The 19,561-nt window shown below is 45.8% G+C and carries 15 protein-coding genes and 1 other RNA gene; 7 read left to right on the top strand and 9 right to left on the bottom strand.

What is annotated here, in order from left to right; genetic code table 11:
• Positions 1–2 precede the first annotated feature (2 nt).
• Both BUC30_RS12415 and BUC30_RS12420 read right to left on the bottom strand, forming a co-directional pair.
• Positions 3–359, bottom strand: coding sequence for a hypothetical protein (locus tag BUC30_RS12415; RefSeq protein WP_073425154.1), 357 nt, complete (start codon positions 357–359; stop codon positions 3–5).
• A 33-nt stretch (positions 360–392) separates the two neighbouring features.
• Positions 393–2,117: a BamA/TamA family outer membrane protein gene (locus BUC30_RS12420; protein WP_244536631.1), complete on the bottom strand. Its 1,725-nt coding sequence runs from the start codon at positions 2,115–2,117 to the stop codon at positions 393–395.
• A 103-nt stretch (positions 2,118–2,220) separates the two neighbouring features.
• Here BUC30_RS12420 and rnpB point away from each other — a divergent pair.
• Positions 2,221–2,599, top strand: an RNA gene (gene rnpB, locus BUC30_RS12425) — RNase P RNA component class A.
• Between the two features lie 97 nt (positions 2,600–2,696).
• On the opposite strand, the gene BUC30_RS12430 is transcribed toward rnpB, so the two are convergent.
• Positions 2,697–3,341, bottom strand: coding sequence for an ABC transporter permease (locus BUC30_RS12430; RefSeq protein ID WP_073425156.1), 645 nt, complete (start codon positions 3,339–3,341; stop codon positions 2,697–2,699).
• 459 nt (positions 3,342–3,800) lie between these two features.
• Between BUC30_RS12430 and BUC30_RS12435 the strand changes: the two genes are divergently transcribed.
• Complete coding sequence (locus tag BUC30_RS12435; protein ID WP_073425157.1) at positions 3,801–4,136, top strand: hypothetical protein; 336 nt, start codon at positions 3,801–3,803, stop codon at positions 4,134–4,136.
• Positions 4,137–4,482: 346 nt separating this feature from the next.
• Here the strand turns inward: BUC30_RS12435 and ettA are convergent, their stop codons facing one another.
• The 4 genes from ettA to BUC30_RS12460 form a co-directional block, all read right to left on the bottom strand.
• Positions 4,483–6,177, bottom strand: a complete 1,695-nt coding sequence (ettA, locus tag BUC30_RS12445; protein ID WP_073425159.1) for an energy-dependent translational throttle protein EttA — start codon at positions 6,175–6,177, stop codon at positions 4,483–4,485.
• Positions 6,178–6,231: 54 nt separating this feature from the next.
• Positions 6,232–6,861 carry a DUF4405 domain-containing protein gene (locus BUC30_RS12450; RefSeq protein ID WP_073425160.1) on the bottom strand — a complete coding sequence of 210 codons (630 nt, stop codon included), beginning with the start codon at positions 6,859–6,861 and terminating at the stop codon, positions 6,232–6,234.
• An 8-nt stretch (positions 6,862–6,869) separates the two neighbouring features.
• A complete protein-coding gene (locus BUC30_RS12455; RefSeq protein WP_244536632.1) occupies positions 6,870–7,448 on the bottom strand; it encodes a flavodoxin in 579 nt (192 codons plus the stop codon).
• Positions 7,449–7,574: 126 nt separating this feature from the next.
• A complete protein-coding gene (locus tag BUC30_RS12460; protein WP_083555832.1) occupies positions 7,575–8,219 on the bottom strand; it encodes a CatB-related O-acetyltransferase in 645 nt (214 codons plus the stop codon).
• Positions 8,220–8,533: 314 nt separating this feature from the next.
• Here BUC30_RS12460 and BUC30_RS12465 point away from each other — a divergent pair, with 314 nt between their 5' ends.
• From BUC30_RS12465 to recQ, 4 genes are all read left to right on the top strand, one after another.
• Positions 8,534–9,535 carry a hypothetical protein gene (locus tag BUC30_RS12465; protein WP_073425161.1) on the top strand — a complete coding sequence of 334 codons (1,002 nt, stop codon included), beginning with the start codon at positions 8,534–8,536 and terminating at the stop codon, positions 9,533–9,535.
• A complete protein-coding gene (locus BUC30_RS12470) occupies positions 9,529–10,275 on the top strand; it encodes a nucleotidyl transferase AbiEii/AbiGii toxin family protein (RefSeq protein WP_073425162.1) in 747 nt (248 codons plus the stop codon). Before BUC30_RS12465 ends, BUC30_RS12470 begins: the two co-directional genes overlap by 7 nt.
• Positions 10,276–10,358: 83 nt before the next feature.
• Positions 10,359–12,533, top strand: coding sequence for a DUF262 domain-containing protein (locus BUC30_RS12475; protein WP_083555836.1), 2,175 nt, complete (start codon positions 10,359–10,361; stop codon positions 12,531–12,533).
• A gap of 71 nt (positions 12,534–12,604) precedes the next feature.
• Positions 12,605–14,446, top strand: a complete 1,842-nt coding sequence (gene recQ / locus BUC30_RS12480) for a DNA helicase RecQ (RefSeq protein ID WP_073425164.1) — start codon at positions 12,605–12,607, stop codon at positions 14,444–14,446.
• 128 nt (positions 14,447–14,574) lie between these two features.
• Here recQ and BUC30_RS12485 read toward each other — a convergent pair whose 3' ends face one another.
• Positions 14,575–15,090 carry an OmpH/Skp family outer membrane protein gene (locus BUC30_RS12485; protein WP_073425165.1) on the bottom strand — a complete coding sequence of 172 codons (516 nt, stop codon included), beginning with the start codon at positions 15,088–15,090 and terminating at the stop codon, positions 14,575–14,577.
• 18 nt (positions 15,091–15,108) lie between these two features.
• A complete protein-coding gene (locus BUC30_RS12490; protein WP_244536634.1) occupies positions 15,109–17,850 on the bottom strand; it encodes a BamA/OMP85 family outer membrane protein in 2,742 nt (913 codons plus the stop codon).
• A 362-nt stretch (positions 17,851–18,212) separates the two neighbouring features.
• On the opposite strand from BUC30_RS12490, the gene BUC30_RS12495 reads away from it, so the two are divergent.
• Entirely contained in the window at positions 18,213–19,550 is a 1,338-nt protein-coding gene (locus tag BUC30_RS12495) for a phenylacetate--CoA ligase family protein (RefSeq protein ID WP_073425169.1), read from the top strand.
• The last annotated feature ends 11 nt before the right edge of the window (positions 19,551–19,561 follow it).

Genomic DNA, 19,561 nt, shown 5'->3' on the forward strand with positions numbered 1-19,561 from the left:
AATTAGAGCAAGCGCGTCATCGTTCCGACAACAAGGGCAATCAAGACAACGTTCAAAAAGAACATCGCTCGGCGTACAATCAAAAAGAAAATAGACTGCCAATGGAAAATGTGGTCAGTCGGGTTGATAAGTTCCTTCGCCGCCAAGAACACATTGATACCACCCGTCATCACGAGCATCAAAGCCCCCGGGAAATAGCCCTCGTTCCATACGAGAACCGTAAGCCACGCACCTGCAATCATGGCGATAATGCCGATGATAATTTCGACACGCATAAAAATGCGCTTGACTTCGCGAGCACGCTTCCGACGATTCTCGCGAGCAGCCTCGTCTTGATTCTTTTCTTCATCCGTCGCCATGTTCAAATACCTTCAAAAAGTTTATCTACAAAATTACAATGTGTATGATGTCGTCACAGAGTAATGCGCATCGCCCTTGCGTTTTCCATTCAGTGGGAAGCTCACATCAAGCTTATTGATCAAACGGGTAATAGACTTCGTTTGAGCCAAGCGGATGCCAAAGCCCGCCACATAAATCAAATCCTTACGATTAATGTCTTTTACGCAAGCAGCCGTTTCGCCAACGCTCCCAAAAGCAACCACAACCGGAGCCAACGTCAAAATTTCAAAATCAGGGAACCAGCGCTGTTCCAAGTTTCCATAAACGCGAGCTTGCCCAGAATAATACCCCGTCGGGAAACCGACAAATCCATCAGAGCCACCAAGCGTCAACTGGTAACCAAGCTTGGCATCGTCATACAAATCCAACTGTCCCGACAGCGCCGTCGAAAAACGCGTACTCGGATGGAAGATGTATTCGCCATTTACACGGCCATAAAAGTCATGACGTTTACCATGGTCCAGATAAAACTTCATATAAGACTTAAGCGTCAAATGATGATTATCACGACCAAGATAAAGGTCTGTCCAAAAATCTAAACGGATATCGTTGTTATCGGAACCAAGTTGTTCGTAATTCTTCGAAATTTGAGCCTTGACGGAGAATCCCTTATCAATATCTTCGGTCCACCTGACATTGTGGAAATTCTTGATCCTTTCGTAACGAATATTGGAGTACATCACATAAAAACCAAGGCGGGAATCCTTGCGTTCTGGCACCCAGTCATTCGCCGCAACAGCAGAATCAATGGCATACGTCTTTTCGTCATCAACAAATTGATAGCGCCCTACATGACCATTATCAGCCGTTTCGCGCAAGTAATCATACGTTGCGCCCAAGTAGAACTTACGCTGTGTACCACCAAAAGAGCGGCTCAAACGGAAGCTCAGAGAATCGTTAATGAAGTCTTTCAGTTGCATCAACTTCACAGACTTTTTCCCATTGAACTGCTGCAACGAATCCAGACTCTTTTTCGGCAGAACTTCGACCGCGCCATGCGGCAAATCGCCATTTCCATAGATATACGTTATCCGCTTATTTTTCAAGCCCTCAAGTGTGTACGCCCACTGGTTCACGCTACGGCTGAGGAACGGCACGTACATTTTCCAACTCGCCAAATAACCATCCGTATTGTAGCTGTACAAAAGGTCTAAATGGTTGTAGCGGAAAAGGAAATGCGGGTCGCCATATTCCAACTGCCACATGTCGCGGAACTCGTCATGTCCAAAGTAAAAGCCAAGCTTTTGACCAAGCCCAAGGAAATTGCTTTCCTGAACGCCGACACCCCAAACCAGGTTGTCATAGCTCCACTCACTTCCCGAAAAACCTAAAGCAAAAGGAATCGTAAGCGTCCAGTTATCACTCGTCTGGACTGACACGACATTTTTGCCATCTTCCCCAGCAACAGAGATGCTGGCATCAGAAAGAAATTTCTGATCACGCAAAAAACGTTCCGCTTCCAAAAGCAAGTTCAAGTTGACGAGGTCACCTTTGTCAAAAAGCAAAAGCTTACTCACCGTAGATTCGCGGGTTTCGATATGCACCCAGTTCAGAATGTCATACGCCCACCGGTCGTACTTCGTATGCGCCTTGGAATCGTCAAAGGCATCGCCAATATTGTAGCGGATTTCGTCAACACGGAAAACGGCATTAGAATCGACCACATCCGCAAAGGATGCAGCCGCAAAACTCAACAAACAAAATATCAATTTTTTCACGGCAAGAATATACAATTTTAGACGATAGAAGAAAGACGAAAGACGAGAGATTTCGTCTATTTCTATACTTGCACGTTCCCGTCGCTTTTTCTACATTTTGCCGCGGGTAGCGGATGGCCGCCGGCAACGAGCAATCAAAGCTGGAGGAAAGTCCGGGCACCGCAGGGCATGATGCTGGATAACGTCCAGGCGCGGTAACGCGACAGAAAGTGCAGCAGAGAATAGACCGCCCGCAGCAATGCGGGTAAGGGTGAAACGGCGAGGTAAGAGCTCACCGCACGACTGGTGACAGGAGTGGCATGGTAAACCTCATCCGGTGCAAGACCAAGCAGGATTCCGTTCGAAAGAACCTGGTGCGGCCCGTGCCAGCTGGATATCCGGGTAGGTCGCTTGAGGCGGTCGGTAACGATTCGTCCAGAGAGATGGTCATCGCTCCGATGGCAACATTGGAGTACAGAACCCGGCTTATAACTACTCGACATGAAAGCCTCCGCCAAAAGCGGGGGCTTTCTCCTTTTTAGACAAGGGAAGGCTCCGCCCTCCCTAAAACTCACCTATTCCAAAAGCAAAGGTGTAGACTTACAAGCTAACGAACTTGCGCATGCCCGCGAAAGTGACTGCAAGGCTAACAATCACAGAAACAGCCAACACAATCAGCGGCACAAATAAATTGCTCAAAAAAGCTTCGTGACCAAGCTGTACAAGCAAAAGAAGCGGAATAATGAAAAAGAGCGTCATGTGGGTCGCTGCACGGACAGTCTTTACACGAAGCGAAACCATCAGAGAAAATGCAGTCGTCAAAAGCACCGCCGAAAGTGCTCCGAGCATTGAAGCCACCGCCGCCGTCACCGTAATTTCGGAATGCGAGAACCAGTAGCCAAGCTGCGCCAAAAGCGCAAACACTAACGGGAATGGGAGAATTGCAAACAACTTACCCCAAAAGAGTTTCGCAGGCGCAATCGGAGAAAGCTGCAAAAGTTCCAGCGAATTGCGTTCACGCTCGCCCGCAAAAGAATCACCCGCCAAGGGAGCGCCCATCGGAGCCATCAGGCAACCGAGCAAAAGCATCATGTAGCTTTCCATGCCCTGCATAATCTCGCCACCGTAACGCGACACCGCAATCGCCTGGCTCGCCGCGAGAATCACCGGCGGGATGATGAACGGAATCCAGAAACGCGGATCCCGGAATATCAGGCGAAGTTCGTGTTTAAAAACGTGGAGCATATCAGTAGGAAGTTAGAAGTCGGCTGTACAACGTCATTGCGAGTTCCCTATAAGGGGACGCGGCAATCCAGCTTAGAACTTAGCAAAAAAGAGCTCAAGCAAGGACGATTTAAATGCACGCAAAGTGCGATTTCGTTCATTTTATGCTACTAATTTTAGATTTTTCCATTTTCAGTAGCATAAATTCTACTTTATCCACAACATTTATAGATAAAAACACTTTTCGCGTGCTACAAAATTCGCATTTTGACCTTTTTTGTAGTACAAATCCAGCGGACAAGCTCAAAATCGGCCTACATTTCACTTAATTTGTCCCAAAATTATGCTACAAAAACGGAGAATTCCCCCATTTAGTAGCATATTTCTGCATTTTCCGTATCACTTTTCGCACCAATTTGCTTCAGAGTACACAAAAAAGTATATTAGCATATACTCTTAAACATAAACACACAACTTTTTATGAGCGACAATTTTAAAAACAAACTCTCCGTGTGGGCGGTTTATAGTGCCGGCGGGCTTATATTTGGGGCTTTTCTAACTCCTCTTTTCGGCTTTAAAAAAGCGCTCTACATATTCCTTGCATATTCGCTTTTTTCTGCAATAAGTATTTTCGTTTTTGGGAAATTTCCCGGACGAAGGAACATATTCAAGAAAACCGATAATATGTACATCGACGATTATTTTTCGGAAGAAGACAACCACGGCGACGAAACCGACAAATTCGACGAAATTATGGGCATAAAGGAAAAAGAAAAATCCTTTGACGAGCTCATCGCCGAAAGGAAGAAAGAATGATTTACTTACTTTCATTTTGCTTGTTCACTTTTTTGCTGATAGAAGCGCTTATTACTAAAGAAATAAAACTGAAGGGACCACGAACAACTTTAAAAGACAATCCAAATACTTACAAGCTATTTGTTATTACCTATTCCGCTTTAATTTTATTTTCTTTAATAACCTTTTTCCTAGACTTATTCGGATTGATCGAATAAAAGCTTAAAAACAAAAAGGGACTCTTTCGAGTCCCGTTTTTTTTAGAATGGCGACCCCGGCACACTTCGACAAGCTCAGTGACCTGCCGGGGATCTCTCGTCTTTCGTCTACAGCCACATTGTGGCGATCTTTCGTCTAATAGCGCGACTTAGTCACGCTTGAGCGTCTTGTACTTGATTGGCTTCGGATTGTCGGCGTCTTCGCCGAGGCGTTTACGACGATCGGCTTCGTATTCGCTCCAGTTGCCTTCGAACCACACGACCTTCGAATCACCTTCGTAAGCGAGGATGTGCGTTGCAATACGGTCGAGGAACCAGCGGTCATGCGAGATGATCACAGCGCAGCCTGCGAACTTAAGGATAGCTTGTTCCAAAGCCTGCAATGTTTCGATGTCCAAGTCGTTCGTCGGTTCGTCGAGGAACAAGAGGTTGCCCGGCTTCTGCAAGTTCTTTGCCATGAGCACGCGGTTGCGTTCACCACCAGAGAGCTGCGAGAGCTTCTTCTGCTGAGCTGCACCCGTGAAGTTAAAGAGACCGCAGTAAGCACGGCCATTCATCTTGCGGTCGCCCACCAAGATTTCGTCGTTGCCACCCGTGATGGATTCCCAAACCGTCTTGGAATCGTCCAAGCTTTCGCGGCCCTGTTCCATACTGATGATTTCGACAGTTTCGCCAATCTTGAGCGTACCGCCATCCGGCTTTTCCGTGCCCATAATCATCTTGAACAAAGTCGTTTTACCAGCACCGTTCGGACCGATGATGCCCACAATACCCGAACGCGGCAAGCTGAAGTTCAAATCGTCGAACAACACCTTTTCGCCAAAGGCCTTCTGCAAATGTTCCGCCTGAATGACGACATCGCCCAAGCGCTTGCCGTTTGCAATGTGGATTTGAGCCACCTTGATCTGTTCCTTGGAATCTTCGGCCAAGAGTTCTTCGTAAGCCTTGAGACGAGCCTTGCTCTTTGCCTGGCGAGCCTTCGGACTCTGCTTGACCCATTCCTGTTCACGAGCGAGGCGCTTCTGACGGTCAGATTCACCCTTCTCTTCGTTCTTCATGCGTTCAAGCTTCTGGTCAAGCCACTGGGCGTAATTGCCTTCCCAAGGAATGCCGCGACCGCGGTCAATTTCCAAAATCCAGTTCGTTACGTTGTCAAGGAAGTAACGGTCATGCGTCACGAGAATCACGGAGCCCTTGTATTCGCGGAGGTGGCGTTCGAGCCAAGCAACCGTTTCGGCATCCAGGTGGTTCGTCGGTTCATCCAAGAGCAACAAATCCGGTTCTTCGAGGAGCAGGCGGCAAAGAGCCACACGGCGCTTTTCACCGCCGGAAAGGTTTGTCACCGGCCAATCGCCCGGCGGGCAACGGAGAGCGTCCATTGCAATTTCAATGTTGCGGTCGAGGCTCCACAAATCCTGAGCGTCGATGATGTCCTGAAGCTTTGCCTGTTCGTCGAGGAGCTTGTTCATCTCGTCGTCTTCCATCGGTTCAGCAAACTTCATGGAAATTTCGTTGAAGCGGTCAAGCACAGCCTGCTTTTTGGCCACCGCCTGCATCACGTTTTCCTTGACGGTCAAGTTCGGGTCAAGCTGCGGTTCCTGCGGCAAGTAGCCTGCGGTGCGGCCCGGTTCAATCCAAGCTTCGCCTTGGAATTCCTTGTCGATACCCGCCATAATGCGGAGGAGCGTCGACTTACCGGCACCGTTCTGGCCGATAATACCAATCTTTGCGCCATAGTAAAAGCTCAAAGAAATGTCCTTCAGCACCTCTTTGTTAGGCGGATAGGACTTGGTCATTTTGTACATGTAGAAAACGAATTTTTCTGCTTTGTTTTGTTCGGCCATATTTTAGTGATTAATGGTTAGTGATTAGAGGTTAGCGGCCATGCCGCAGTTTAATTATGCATTCCTAATATAGAAATATCTGTTCAAAGCCTGCATTACAAGCTGCATCGAGACTGCGAATAGCGCCATAATAGCGATGTAATCCAAAGTAAATAGCAAATACCCATGCTCCAAATCCAAAGCATAGAACGGCTGCTGAAGCGTCATGTATTTCCACAAGCCTCGTTCGATAAAGGCATATATTCCATAAACGCCAAGAGCCGAGACCACACCCATCGCAACCTTTCCGCGAACAAACAGCGACAAATGGAGCCCAATGTGAAGCGAAACAAAAATCAAATACCAATGGCTCGCAAGCAGGTGCGACGTGCGGGCAAAGCTCGTACAGCTTTCAATACCAATCCACGCGAATACGTGATTTGAAAGTATTACCCCACTAATCATCAAGAAAAGCACACATAAAACAACACCGCCATTAATGACAGTCCGCACAATCCGCAGTGCATTGTACTTTCCATTGAGCAATCCCTTGATCCACGCACGATTCACAACAAGATGCGTTACCCAGAGCACGAATAAAATCACACCTAGAATTTCATGAACCAGGTCGCTATCAAAAGACTCGTCAAAAGCCTCATAAAAAAAGTTACAACCACCCATTAAAACCAGGGTGAGTGCAGCCATCGCAATATCTAAAGCACACCGAGAAATTTTAACCACTTATCCACATCCTTCTGAGCTTTTTTACGATTATTCTGAGCAATATGCCCATAGATAGAAAGACCTTTCGTCACAACAGCTCCCGTTGCAGCCTTTTTCAGTTTTGCAATGGCCGAAAGACCACTCCCCTCATGTGTCACGAACGGATGAACCAACTTTCCTTTCAGATTATACTTTTCAAGGAAAGTATACATCAGCATAGGCATATCGTTCAACCACACTGGATAACCAATATAAATTTCATCAAACTCCTCGGGATTCACTTCCACAGGCTTAATCGCCGGGCGTGCATTTTCTGCGCGATCCTTTTTCGCTGCACTGAGGCATTCATCATAGGTCCTGGGGTATTCCGTTTCTGGCATCACGCGCAAAAGCGTAGCGCCCGTCTTTTCCGCAATCATCTCGGCAATGATTTCGGTATTACCTTTGATAATTGTACCGACGCTGACGTTTTCGCCAATATGGGAAAAATAGGCGACGAGGATTTTCTTTTCGGCCGCCATGGATACACCAATGAGAAACATCAATAGAATTAAGACTATTTTACGCATGCTCCGCTCCTGTTCTCAATTTTTTACCATTAACTAAAAATAATATAAAAAAACAAGAGAAACCACACGCAATTAGAACAATATGGTATACGTTTGAGCTAAAGCACACAAAACAGCATCAATCCACTAAACATCCGCCAGAAACTGCTTAATTTTCGCCTTAACAAAATTCAAATTCGGATTTGTGATCACCGGAATGAGCGTATTAATTTCTTCGACGGACTTGTCCCACCATTTCCACTTAAGCAAAAGCATCGTCAGTTCCTCGTCGAAACGGTTGCGGATATACTGCGCCGGGTTACCCGCCACAATCGTATAAGGCTCCACATTGCTCCCCACAACGGCATTTGCACCGACAATCGCACCATCGCCAATATGCACGCCCGGCAAAATTACCGCGTTCTGCCCAATCCACACGTCGTTCCCAATCACCGTATCGCCCTTGAGCGGCAAATTTTCCTTCGCAGGAGGAGCCATATTCCAGCCTTGCAAAGTGTAAAACGGAAACGTTGAAACCGCATTCATCTGATGGTTCGCGCCATTCATCACGAACTCCACCCCTGCCGCGATTTGGCAGAATTTTCCGACAATTAACTTGTCATCATTCCACGGATACAGATGCGTCACGTGACTCTCGAAATCGCTATCGGCAATGTAGGTGAAATCGCCCACGACAATCTGCGGATTCTTGAGCGTCGGCTTCACGTAAATTTCCTTGTCGTACCCAGCAATCGGGTGGACAGTCATCGGATCAGGGAGTGTATTTGGCATAGTGACCTCCGTGGGTGAGATATGGGAAAAGGTAATAAAAAGCAAATAAACCAGTCTTTTCCGAATTGGTCGGGAATCTTCTTTTCGCGATCCATTCACAAAAAGTCATTTTATGACATTAAAGAAACATATATTAATAAAGAAGAATTCAATGAAGGACTTTATAAACTGGGATAAGAAAACAATTATTTTTAAACAATATATCAACATAAATTTTGCAAAATTAGACAAAATTCACTAATTATAACATTTTTATTAGTTATTAACATTTTAAAAAGTTATATTACTATATAAATGTTATAAAGGAGCAGATTATGTCTTTTTCCATACAGAAAGTCATTGACTCAATCAAAGGAATCTTTGAATATTTCGGTTTCGACAGTGAAGTCAAACAAGCTCAAAAACCGAAGGAACTCCCCATGTATCTGACCTCAAACCGTGATTTTTTTGATGTAAATATTTGTGGCATGAACTTTACCGCCATCGTTCCGAATAATGGCGAGACGTTCTCCGCAGAAGCGTTGTCCAAACAAATCGAGAAATACAAACAGGCTTTTTCACAACCAACAGCCTTCTTTTTCGAAAACACCACTGCGATCCAACAAAAAGCACTCATTGAAAACCGTATTCCATTTTTAGCTAATCCAACCATCGTATTTTTACCCTTTCTCGGCATCGCCATGCAACAGCGACGGAAATCGAGTTCCGAGTACTCCATACAAAAAGAAAAAATGAGTCCCCAAACGCAATTGCTCTTTTTATACATGCTTTATAAAGTCAAGGATGCATATGTATCACGCACGCAGGCGGCACAAGATTGCGGACTCAATGTCATGGCAGTTTCAAGAAGTGGCAAAGAGCTTGCTTCATACGGTTTAATAAAACAGGAAGAACACGGCAGAAGTGTCTTGATGACTTGCGCGTTAAACGGGAAGGATCTTATACAAAAAGCCATGTCCTACCTAATAAGTCCTGTGCAAAAAAATATCATTGTAAAAAAGACCGATTTAAAAGCCAATTTTCCAATCGCAGGAGAGACCGCACTTTCTTCAATGACAATGCTCGGCTCACCAAAAATAGAAACCTGTGCAAATGCAAAAAAAGAGATTTCCCCAAACATTGTGGACTATACAAAAGACGCACGGTGGCTTGCACCTGAAACATTGACGAACGTGCAAATATGGAAATACAATCCAACGCAGTTCACAAAAAATGGATGCGTGGATCCACTTTCACTTTACTTATCAATGAAGGATTCAAAAGACGAAAGAATTCAGGCTTGTCTAGACGAAATGATGGAAAAAACAAAATGGTAAACGGAATAGAAAAATTTAGAGAAAAATTTGAAAAATTCAACGACGGCTATGCAGTTATCGGCGGCACAGCTTGTTCCGTCGTTATGGAAACAGAAGGCTTGCCATTTCGCACTACAAAAGACATTGACGCAATCCTGATTGTTGATGCAGACAATTTCACCGAATTTGCGAAAGAATTTTGGAACTTTGTCAAAGAAGGCGGATACAAATGCGGCTGGAAAGGTGACGAAAACCCGCATTTTTACAGGTTTACCGAACCACATGCAGGATACCCCTCGCAGATCGAATTCTTTTCAAGAAGTGCATATCCGCTGACAATCCCCAAAGGAATAACCCCCGTGCACGTTGAAGACGATATATCCAGCCTTTCAGCAATCGTGTTGGACGATGACTATTACAGTTTACTGAAAAATGGATGCGAAAAAATGAACGGAATTCGCATTCTCAAAGCGGAATACCTAATCGTTTTTAAAATGTATGCACGAATTAATTTGGAAACAGAAAAGGAAGCAGGAAAACTGGTTAATGACAAAGATTTCAAGAAACATAAGAACGATGTTTTCCGATTATTGCAGTTGATTCCACCAGACTTAAAAGTTTCGTTGCCTGAAAAAATCAAGCGCCATATTGAACAGTTTTTGAATTCCATGCAAAACGAACCGCTTGACGAACAGGTGCTAGGAATGATTAGTAAGAGCGAAGCGTTAAGAGTGTTGAAGGAAGTGTATTTGTCTAAATAGCTAAATCATTTTTTAATATATTTTTTTACAAAAAAATCTTCACTATCTATACAAAAAATCATTGATTGCAAAGGATAAAAATCATGGCAAGAAAACCATTGGAACCTAATTTATGGACTATTGGAGACACATTCAAACACATGTATTCCGTACCTGTGTACCAACGTCCATATTCCTGGGAATCTACACAAATCAATGTAATTTTGGACGATATTTTCAAAGCTTATAAGCAACCCGAATCAGATCGTGAAGAAGGCTACTTTATAGGAAGCATCTACATACACGATAAAAATGAAAAATTAAAAGGACTAATTCAAAAGTATGAAATCATTGATGGGCAACAGAGATTAACAACCATATCGTTGCTTTTATTATCAATATATTCGCTTGCAGTCCAGTACAATATTTCAGAAACCGAACAAACATTTCTCAACATCAAAGCGGCTCTTTGGAAATATATAGATCGATCTTACGATAAACAAAATAGAGCGGTTTCGTTAAACAGCATCGAAAAGAAAAGCTTTGAGGATCTTTACAACACGTGTTTTGAAAAACCAAATAAAATACTAGACTTTTGTAACCAATATAAAACAAATAATAATTTTGAAAAACGTGTAATAGAGAATTTTAGAACTATTTACAACTACGTTGAAAAAGAATTTCCCAAGGGAAAAAATAACGACCTTCTGAATTTCGCAGATTTTCTACTAAACTTCGTACAGATTATAGCTATTGATTCAACCTGCAGCATAAGCAAGGCTTTTTCAATATTTGAATCCATAAACAGTAAAGGAAAGCCCCTAGACGAGATTGATAAAATAAAAACATATATATTCTCGGAACTAGACGAAGCATCCTATGATTACTATTTAGATCTATGGGGTAAACTGATTATCGAAACAAATGACCAATTGTACGACTATATGTACAACTACATTAAAGCGTACATTTCATTCTATCGACAAAATATTAATGTTGATAATTTCAAGTCGCTAAGTCGGAATGAAATACAAGTATATTTCAAGAAAAACAGCATTACAGAAGCTCTCAAAGCAATTCTTGACGACATGTACAAAAAAGTCAAGTTCTACAACATGCTTGGGGACGTGAACAAAGCGAATGAGCTCGTAAAAAACAATGAATTTCGATTTTATTATACAATATTCAACCAAATCAACTACAAGCATCCAAAGCCACTATTTCTCCGTTGCATAGAAGAATATGCATCAAAAAAAATATCAAAAGACAATTTAGTGAGTATCATCCGTGAAACGGTAAAATTCATGTTTGAATTCCTTACAATTAGCGACCGAGATAGCAAGGATGCAATCACAATGTTTTCAACAATAATGAATGACATATACATTCGTTCAAGCGTAAATAAAGACATTGTGATTAATGTAATTGCAAATGAAATGATTTCTAAAGCAGTCACTACAGATAGAATAAAATCCAATTTAGCAAACATGGATGCATATGAACAAAACAAGAAAATAGCCGTAGCTCTTCTAGCTCTATACGAATCCACAAGCATCGACAAAAAAGGTAAAGTCAAAATTTCCTATGACAAGGCATACACCCTACTTCATAATTACGGACAGACATTCAGCTTAGATCACCTATTGGTTCAAACACCAGCTCCGAAATCTGAATTTAAATATTATCGCGACGCCAATGATAAACTAGTCTTAAAAAAAGGACATGACTTCGAACCAGGAGTAGTTATTCCAGGAATGGAGTACGATCAATTTACCAAAATAGTATTAAACAAAATCGGAAACCTTCGTTTATGGTACAAAGATGAAAATTCTTCACGACAAAACGATGCTATACAAATAAACGCCTATACTGGATTTAATACATACAAAAAAATTCAAAATAGAAGTAAAAACATAATTGATACATTAGTCGATAAATGTTTGCCAATGTCCAACTACAATCCAAATTTAAAGCTTATTTCAGACCTAAAAGAGAACGCACTTCCTAAATTAAACAAACTTATCGAATACGGATTACTTCATATCGGCGATAAATTATACATTACAACTGAAAATAACAATTCAGAAGCTACACTATTAGACGGCTCATATGTAGAATACAAAGGGAAAAAAATGAAAATCAGTGATTGGGGTTGTAATGTTACTGGAAAGAAAAATGTAAACATCTACACAATTTCAGCACTTGTTGGAGAAGATGAAACTTTACAACAAAAAAGAATCAAATATACGATAAATCATAATGAAGAAACCCTAGGATAATTCCATATACAAATTACATCCTTTTAAAATATACACACGCTTTTCCGTACTGTACAAACAACACACCCGCTATGCCCACCGCTCACGAAATTTTAAAATCTGTTTTTGGCTACGATGCATTCCGACCCATGCAACAGGAAATCATCGAGCACGTCGTATCGCGAAAAGATGCGCTCGTGCTGATGCCCACTGGTGGCGGAAAGTCCATTTGCTACCAGATTCCTGCATTGATTTTCGATGGAATTACTGTCGTTATTTCGCCGTTGATTTCACTGATGAAAGACCAGGTGGACGCGCTGAATGCAAACGGCATCGGGGCAGATGCGCTCAACAGCAACAACGAAGAAGGCGAAAACGCGGCCATCCGAGAGCGCTGCAAAGCGGGCCAAACCAAGATTCTCTACATCTCGCCGGAGCGCTTGCAGCGGGAAATTCCGTGGTTGCAACAGCACTTGAACATTTCGCTGTTCGCTATCGACGAAGCGCATTGCATTTCGCAATGGGGGCACGATTTCCGCCCGGAATACACGCAGCTCGGCATGCTGCACCAAGCATTCCCAAGCGCAACAATCATGGCACTGACGGCAACGGCAGACAAGCTCACAAAAGAAGATATCGTCCGCCAGCTGAACTTGCGAGACTTTAGACTTTTCGTGAGTTCGTTCGACCGCCCGAATCTGAGTCTCGATGTGCGGCGCGGTTTTTCCACTCCCGAAAAGCTGAAGGCGATATTGTCCATCATTTCAAAGCACAAGCACGAATCGGGAATCATCTATTGCCTTTCGCGCAAGAGCACCGAAAAAGTTGCCGACGAACTCATCAACGCAGGCGTTTACGCAAAGGCATACCATGCGGGGCTTACCGCCGAAGAACGCAACAACGTGCAAGAGGATTTCATCAACGACAATATCGATGTCGTGTGCGCGACAATCGCATTCGGCATGGGCATCGACAAAAGCAACGTCCGTTACGTCATCCATTACAATCTCCCCAAAAGCATAGAGAGTTTTTACCAAGAAATCGGGCGCGCAGGCCGTGACGGCCTCACCTCCGAGACGGTGCTGTTCTACAATTTCCAGGACATCATCACGCTCCGCAAATTTGTAATCGAAAGCGGCCAACGAGATATCAACTCCGAGAAGCTCGACCGCATGCAGGAATATGCCGAATCGCAGGTTTGCCGTCGTCGCATTTTGCTCAACTACTTCGGCGAAAACAACAGCAGCAACTGCGGGAATTGCGACATCTGCAAACACCCACCACAGCGTTTTAACGGCACAATTCTCGTGCAAAAAGCACTCTCAGCCATAAAGCGCACAGGCGAGCACATAGGCTTTTCAATGACCGCCGACATACTCAAGGGAACGCTCAGCGACGAAATCGTCCAGAAGGGTTACGACAAACTCAAAACGTTCGGTGCCGGCAGCAAAACAACGCTCAAGCATTGGCACGACTACCTTTTGCAAATGCTGCAACTCGGTTACATCGAAATTGCCTACAACGAGAATAACCACCTTAAAATAACCGAAAGCGGTAACGAAGTCCTCTTCGGGAAGAAAACGGCAGAACTAGCCATCGCTGCAAAAGTAGAAGCCAAAGAAGACGCAAAACCGAGAAGTGGGCGCGCAACATTCAATCGCGGCGGCAATTCACGCACTACATTTACGCACACAGCCGACGACGCGGAAGACAATTCCCTTTTTGAAGCTCTGCGAAAAGTCCGCAGGCAAATCGCTGATGAAAACAACTGGCCGGCCTACGTCGTGCTCTCCGACCGCACGCTAAGAGATCTCGCCTACAAGGCGCCCACATCCATCAACGAACTGCAAGACGTATTTGGCTTTGGTGAAATGAAAATTCGAAAATTCGGGCAGCAATTCGTGGACGCCATCCGCGATTACATGAAGCAATAAAAAAATCCCGCAGCGCTCTAAACTGCGGGATGTTCTTTTTCAAGATTTAACTGGATCCTTCGACTTCGCTACGCTCCGCTCAGGATGACGGTGCATCATGCTTTCGTTCAGGATGACGCTTCCAGTAACTATCTATTATTCAGATAATTCAGCACCTTGTTCGTAAGGTCGTTTTCCTTCTTCCAGAAGAGAACGGCACCGGTAGCACGGTCAATGACCATGTCATAGCCTTCCTGCAAAGCAATTTCGTTTACTGCCTTGCGGATAAGCTGGATAATCGGGGCACTCACCTTTTCATTTTCAGTGATGAGCTCACCGTTACGGCCATAGACGCGGTCGATGAACGATTTGAGTTCCGTATCCTTCTTGTTGTACTCGGCTTCAAGTTCGCGCTTCTTTTCGTCCGAGAGCATCAGGACTTGCTTATCGAGCTTTTCCTTGATAGCGGCAAGTTCCTTCTGCAAGAGGTTCGCCTGCTGTTCCCACTTAGCCACCTGGCGGTCGTATTCTTCCTGAGCCTTCTTGGTGCCCTTGAATCCGTCAAAGATAATCTTTGAATCCACATGAGCAATGCGAAGACCATCTTCGGCAAAGCTAGCGCATGCAAAGACTACCGAAAGTAAAACGATCAACTTGCGAATCATAGAGCTCCTCCACTCAGGCTAGAATGCCTGACCAATGACAAAGTTGAATTCCATATCGCCGACACTGGTGTACGATCTACCATAGTAGTCTTCACCCGGATCAAGCGGCCATGCAAAGTCGAAACCGATAATACCAAGCATCGGGACAACCACGCGGAAACCAAAGCCGATATCCTTCTTGAGCGTTGTCGGATCCCATTCGGTAAGCGGGTTCTTCGACGGCTTTTCAATACGTGCATCCAGATCAATGCGCGGACCAAACACGTTACCAGCGTCAAAGAAGAACGGCAAGAGGTAGAATGTCTGCGGCACAAGGGCAAGCTGGAGTTCGGCACCAACATACTGGTAGCTGCGACCCAAGCGGCTGTAACCGATAGAGCCAGAGCCGTAACCACGGAGCATACCATCATAGCCAAGCACACCACCCATTCTATACAGAGTGCGGTGCTGCAACTTGTCACCGAAAATCACGCCGTATTCGTTTGTAAGGGCAATCGAGAGACGGTCGCGGAAGAGCGGGAACCACCACTTGATGGAGAGGTCAGCCTTCACGAATTCGAAGTCACTACCAAAGGCGGCGTTTGCCCACTGCACGTCGAGCACATAGCGGGAACCTTCCGTCGGGAACTGCGGCAAGTTCTTGTCGTCACGCTGGATGCGGAAGTTGAATGCCGATTCAATACCCGTGTAAACCACATAGCTATTGTCGATGTTCGGGCCCTGATCGTTCATGAGCCAGCTATAACCGATCTGACCGTAGAAGTAGTCGTCCGGCCACTTGAGGCGCTTACCGGCAAAGATGCTACCACCATAACGGGTAATGTCATGTTCGTAGGAATCTTCCATGTTCCACCAGGAGTAGCTGAGGCTTGCACCCACCGTAATCGGCTTGTCGAGGAACCACGGTTCCGTAAAGCTAATCGTCGCACTCTTCTTGTCAGCACCGTATTCGAGGTTCAAGGCAGCCTGCTGGCCATCGCCCATACAGCAGTTCGGGATGGAGATGCTTGCCGTACCGACAAAGCCATCGCTTTCGCTGTAAGAAACGCCCAAGCTGAACTGACCCGTACCCGCCTGCTTTTCTTGCACGGCAAAGTCGAGGTCCACTTCCTGTTCGCCCACGACCTTGATATCGGGCACGACCATGTCGAAGTAATTGAGCTGCATAATGTCGCGGAAGCTACGTTCCAAAGCGGACTGGCGGTAAGTATCGCCCGGGTACAGACGCACTTCGCGGCGGATCACCTTTTCGTTCGTCTTGGTATTGCCCCGCACATGCACCTTGTGGATCTGAGCCGGCAAGCCTTCATTCATCTTAAACGTGAGGTTCACGGTAGAATCGTTTTCGAACGTTCTTTCTTCATCGAACTGGGCAAAGAGGTAACCGTCTTCGCGGTAAGAATCAAGCAAAGCCTTACGGGATGCTTCGTAGACATACTGGTCAAACACGGCACCGCTATCGAGGCGGAACACATAGCCGAGCATGACATCGCTCTGGACTTCGTTACCCGTAAAGTGGAGCCCGCCCATGTAGTAACGGCGACCTTCGGTCACGTCGATGTGAACGATAATATCGCTAGAAGTCTTGATGTTATCGTACTTGTAGAGTGCCGGAATCATGTCCTCAATCATGTAACGCACAAGGAGCTTGCTTTCGTAAGCGGAGCGCTTCTTGATTTTGAGGAGGGAATCAATCTTCGGATTATTCCACTTGCGGTCTGCCACCAGGTCAATCCATTCCTTGCGGGCACTTTCGTAGCGGATAATGTCGTTCAGGAGTTTCCAAGCGCCTTCTTCATCCTTGACTTGCGGCTTGCGTCTTGCAAGCGGATACTTGTCGCCCGCCTTGCGCATGTTCCTATAATAGTGAGTCACTTCCATCGTTGGCTTGCCCGCAATCTTGTAAAGCGGGTTCGTCGAGTCGGACATAGCCTCGTTCAACTGCGTGTAAAGCGGAGCCAACTTTTCTCCAACCGGCACCATGCGTCCAAGATAGAACAGGCAGGTCGAATCCGGCAGGTATTCGGCGTGATAGTCATTAAGTTCGGCATCCAAGAAACCGAAATGGCGGAAGACGTTCAGCACGGTATCGCGGTCGGCTTCAAAAACGTTTTCCTTGAATTCACCGCCACCCCACCACTGGTTTTCTTTCGAAAGCATGTGGTCCGTGATTTCTTCGACCGGCACGTGATCATTGCCCTTGACGTCAAAGCCACGAATGCGAACCTTGGAGCCTTCGCGAATCACAAAGGTCACCTTGTTCTGGTATTCGTCCACCGGTTCTTCGCGGTAGCCCACTTCGGCAAGGAGGAACCCTTCGGAGCGGTAATGGTCGAGCATAGCCTGGCGCGTGCGTTCCAACTGCGCCTTGCTATAAACCTGACCTGTAATCATGTGGATTTTCAAACGGAGGTCATCTTCGGAGACTTCGTCGCAACCATCCAAAATAGCGGTATCAAGTGCCGGGAGTTCCTTCACTTTGAACACCAGGTCTACATAAGAATCATCATCGCCAACGTAATCCACCCAAGCGGTCACATCGTCAAAAAGACCCGAAGCATAAAGCGAACTCACAGAGTTTTGGACTTTTTCAGAAAGCGAGGTCGGGGAATAGCTTTGCCCCGTACGGATACCGATACGTCCGAGAACCGAACGTTCGTCCATGTGATGGGTACCCTCGACACGAATCTTGTTGATCTTATTCTCAACCATATACTTGTCGGAAATCTGCGACATGTCCAACAATTGGGCATTCGACATACCGACCAAAGCAAGAACAAATAAAAGCGAACGGGAACGCAGAATAGACCTACCTATAAAGCAGTTTATTTTAATTTCTGCCCAAAAATACAAAAATTACACTCCCCCGCCCACACGACTTTTTTAAAAAAGCCCAAACGGCCGACGAATAAACCGTAATGATAGAATAAGGGTTATATCGTCCCGATTTTTACACTTTTTGAAAGCGTTACGCTATGGGCTATAGAGTTCCATATATATGGATAAAGGCAAGCCGGGCAATTTCGCAAAGAAAAAGAAACGCACCTAAATTAAACGCAACGCAAGCGCATTATATATATTTAAGGCGAAAATTTTAACCTAACCCTCTATTGAAGGATACTATGCGATCTACAGCCTGGAACGACGAAGAAAACAAGATCTTGCCCGAAATGGCGCTTGATTTTATGCCCGAAGAAAAATTGCGCGAATTGCAGTTGCAGCGTTTGCGTGCAACCGTGAAGCTCGCCTACGAGAAGGTCCCGCTGTTCCACGACCGCATGGTCGAAAAGGGTGTTACGCCCGATGACATCAAGTCTTTGAAGGACATCGTGAAGATCCCGTTCTCCATGAAGAAGGACTTGCGCGACACTTATCCGTACGGTCTCTTCGCTGTCGACATGAGCGAAGTCGTGCGTCTGCATGCAAGCTCCGGCACTACCGGTAAGCCGATTGTCGTCGGTTACACCAAGGAAGACATGGAAGTCTGGGCCCAGGTCGTGAAGCGCGGCCTCCTCGCCTGCGGTTTCCGCAGCACGGACATTGTGCAGAACTTCTACGGCTACGGCCTCTTTACGGGCGGTCTCGGCATTCACGGCGGTTTCGAAGCCCTCGGCGCCACAGTCGTGCCGATTAGCGGTGGCAATACCGAACGCCAGGTGATGCTCATGAAGGACTTCGGCGTGACCGCAGTCGGTGGCACCCCGAGCTACTTTGTCCGCATTATCGACGTTGCCGAAAAGATGGGCGTCGACATTTCCAAGTTGAACGTGAAGCGCGGCATCTTCGGTGCAGAACCGTGGAGCGATGGCATGCGCGACTACATCGAAGAAAAGACGGGCATCAAGGCTTACGACATTTACGGACTTTCTGAAATTGTCGGCCCGGGCGTGGGTTGCGAATGCGAATGCCGCGACGGCATCCACATTTTCGAAGACCACTTCTACCCCGAAATCGTGGACCCGGAAACGCTCGAACCACTTCCGGACGGCGAAGAAGGCGAACTCGTCATCAGTACGCTCAGCAAGCGCGCTATGCCGATCCTCCGCTACCGCACCCGCGACATCACTGCTATTGAAAAGACCAAGTGCAAGTGCGGCCGTACCATCCGCCGTATCCGCCGCATCGGCCGCCGCAGCGACGACATGATCATCATGCGTGGCGTGAACGTGTTCCCGAGCCAGATCGAAACGGCTCTCCTCCGCGCAGAAAAGGCTTTGCCGCATTACCAGATTGTGCTCGATACCAAGAACAACATGGATACGCTCGAAGTCAAGGTCGAAGTTTCTCGCGACATGGTGAGCGACTCCATGAGCGATATGGAACAGCTCTCCAAGAAGTTCAAGCACTCCATCGAACAGATCCTTGGCATCTCCGTGATTGTCACGCTCTGCGAACCGGATTCTCTGCCGCGTAGCGAAGGCAAAGCCAAGCGCGTCATCGACAACAGAAAGAAGATTTAAGAAGGAGAAAA

Origin of the sequence: Fibrobacter sp. UWB7, assembly GCF_900142945.1 — a bacterium.
In the GTDB taxonomy this organism is placed as follows: Bacteria; Fibrobacterota; Fibrobacteria; order Fibrobacterales; family Fibrobacteraceae; genus Fibrobacter.

Excerpts from the sequence above, each read along its gene's own strand:
- recQ (WP_073425164.1), top strand. The coding sequence starts at position 12,605 with ATGCCCACCGCTCACGAAATTTTAAAATCTGTTTTTGGCTACGATGCA.
- BUC30_RS12490 (WP_244536634.1), bottom strand. The coding sequence starts at position 17,850 with ATGTCGAATGCCCAATTGTTGGACATGTCGCAGATTTCCGACAAGTAT.
- BUC30_RS12470 (WP_073425162.1), top strand. The coding sequence starts at position 9,529 with ATGGTAAACGGAATAGAAAAATTTAGAGAAAAATTTGAAAAATTCAAC.
- BUC30_RS12455 (WP_244536632.1), bottom strand. The coding sequence starts at position 7,448 with ATGCGTAAAATAGTCTTAATTCTATTGATGTTTCTCATTGGTGTATCC.
- BUC30_RS12485 (WP_073425165.1), bottom strand. The coding sequence starts at position 15,090 with ATGATTCGCAAGTTGATCGTTTTACTTTCGGTAGTCTTTGCATGCGCT.
- ettA (WP_073425159.1), bottom strand. The coding sequence starts at position 6,177 with ATGGCCGAACAAAACAAAGCAGAAAAATTCGTTTTCTACATGTACAAA.
- BUC30_RS12430 (WP_073425156.1), bottom strand. The coding sequence starts at position 3,341 with ATGCTCCACGTTTTTAAACACGAACTTCGCCTGATATTCCGGGATCCG.
- BUC30_RS12460 (WP_083555832.1), bottom strand. The coding sequence starts at position 8,219 with ATGCCAAATACACTCCCTGATCCGATGACTGTCCACCCGATTGCTGGG.
- BUC30_RS12450 (WP_073425160.1), bottom strand. The coding sequence starts at position 6,861 with ATGGCTGCACTCACCCTGGTTTTAATGGGTGGTTGTAACTTTTTTTAT.
- BUC30_RS12435 (WP_073425157.1), top strand. The coding sequence starts at position 3,801 with ATGAGCGACAATTTTAAAAACAAACTCTCCGTGTGGGCGGTTTATAGT.
- BUC30_RS12495 (WP_073425169.1), top strand. The coding sequence starts at position 18,213 with ATGCGATCTACAGCCTGGAACGACGAAGAAAACAAGATCTTGCCCGAA.
- BUC30_RS12415 (WP_073425154.1), bottom strand. The coding sequence starts at position 359 with ATGGCGACGGATGAAGAAAAGAATCAAGACGAGGCTGCTCGCGAGAAT.
- BUC30_RS12465 (WP_073425161.1), top strand. The coding sequence starts at position 8,534 with ATGTCTTTTTCCATACAGAAAGTCATTGACTCAATCAAAGGAATCTTT.
- BUC30_RS12475 (WP_083555836.1), top strand. The coding sequence starts at position 10,359 with ATGGCAAGAAAACCATTGGAACCTAATTTATGGACTATTGGAGACACA.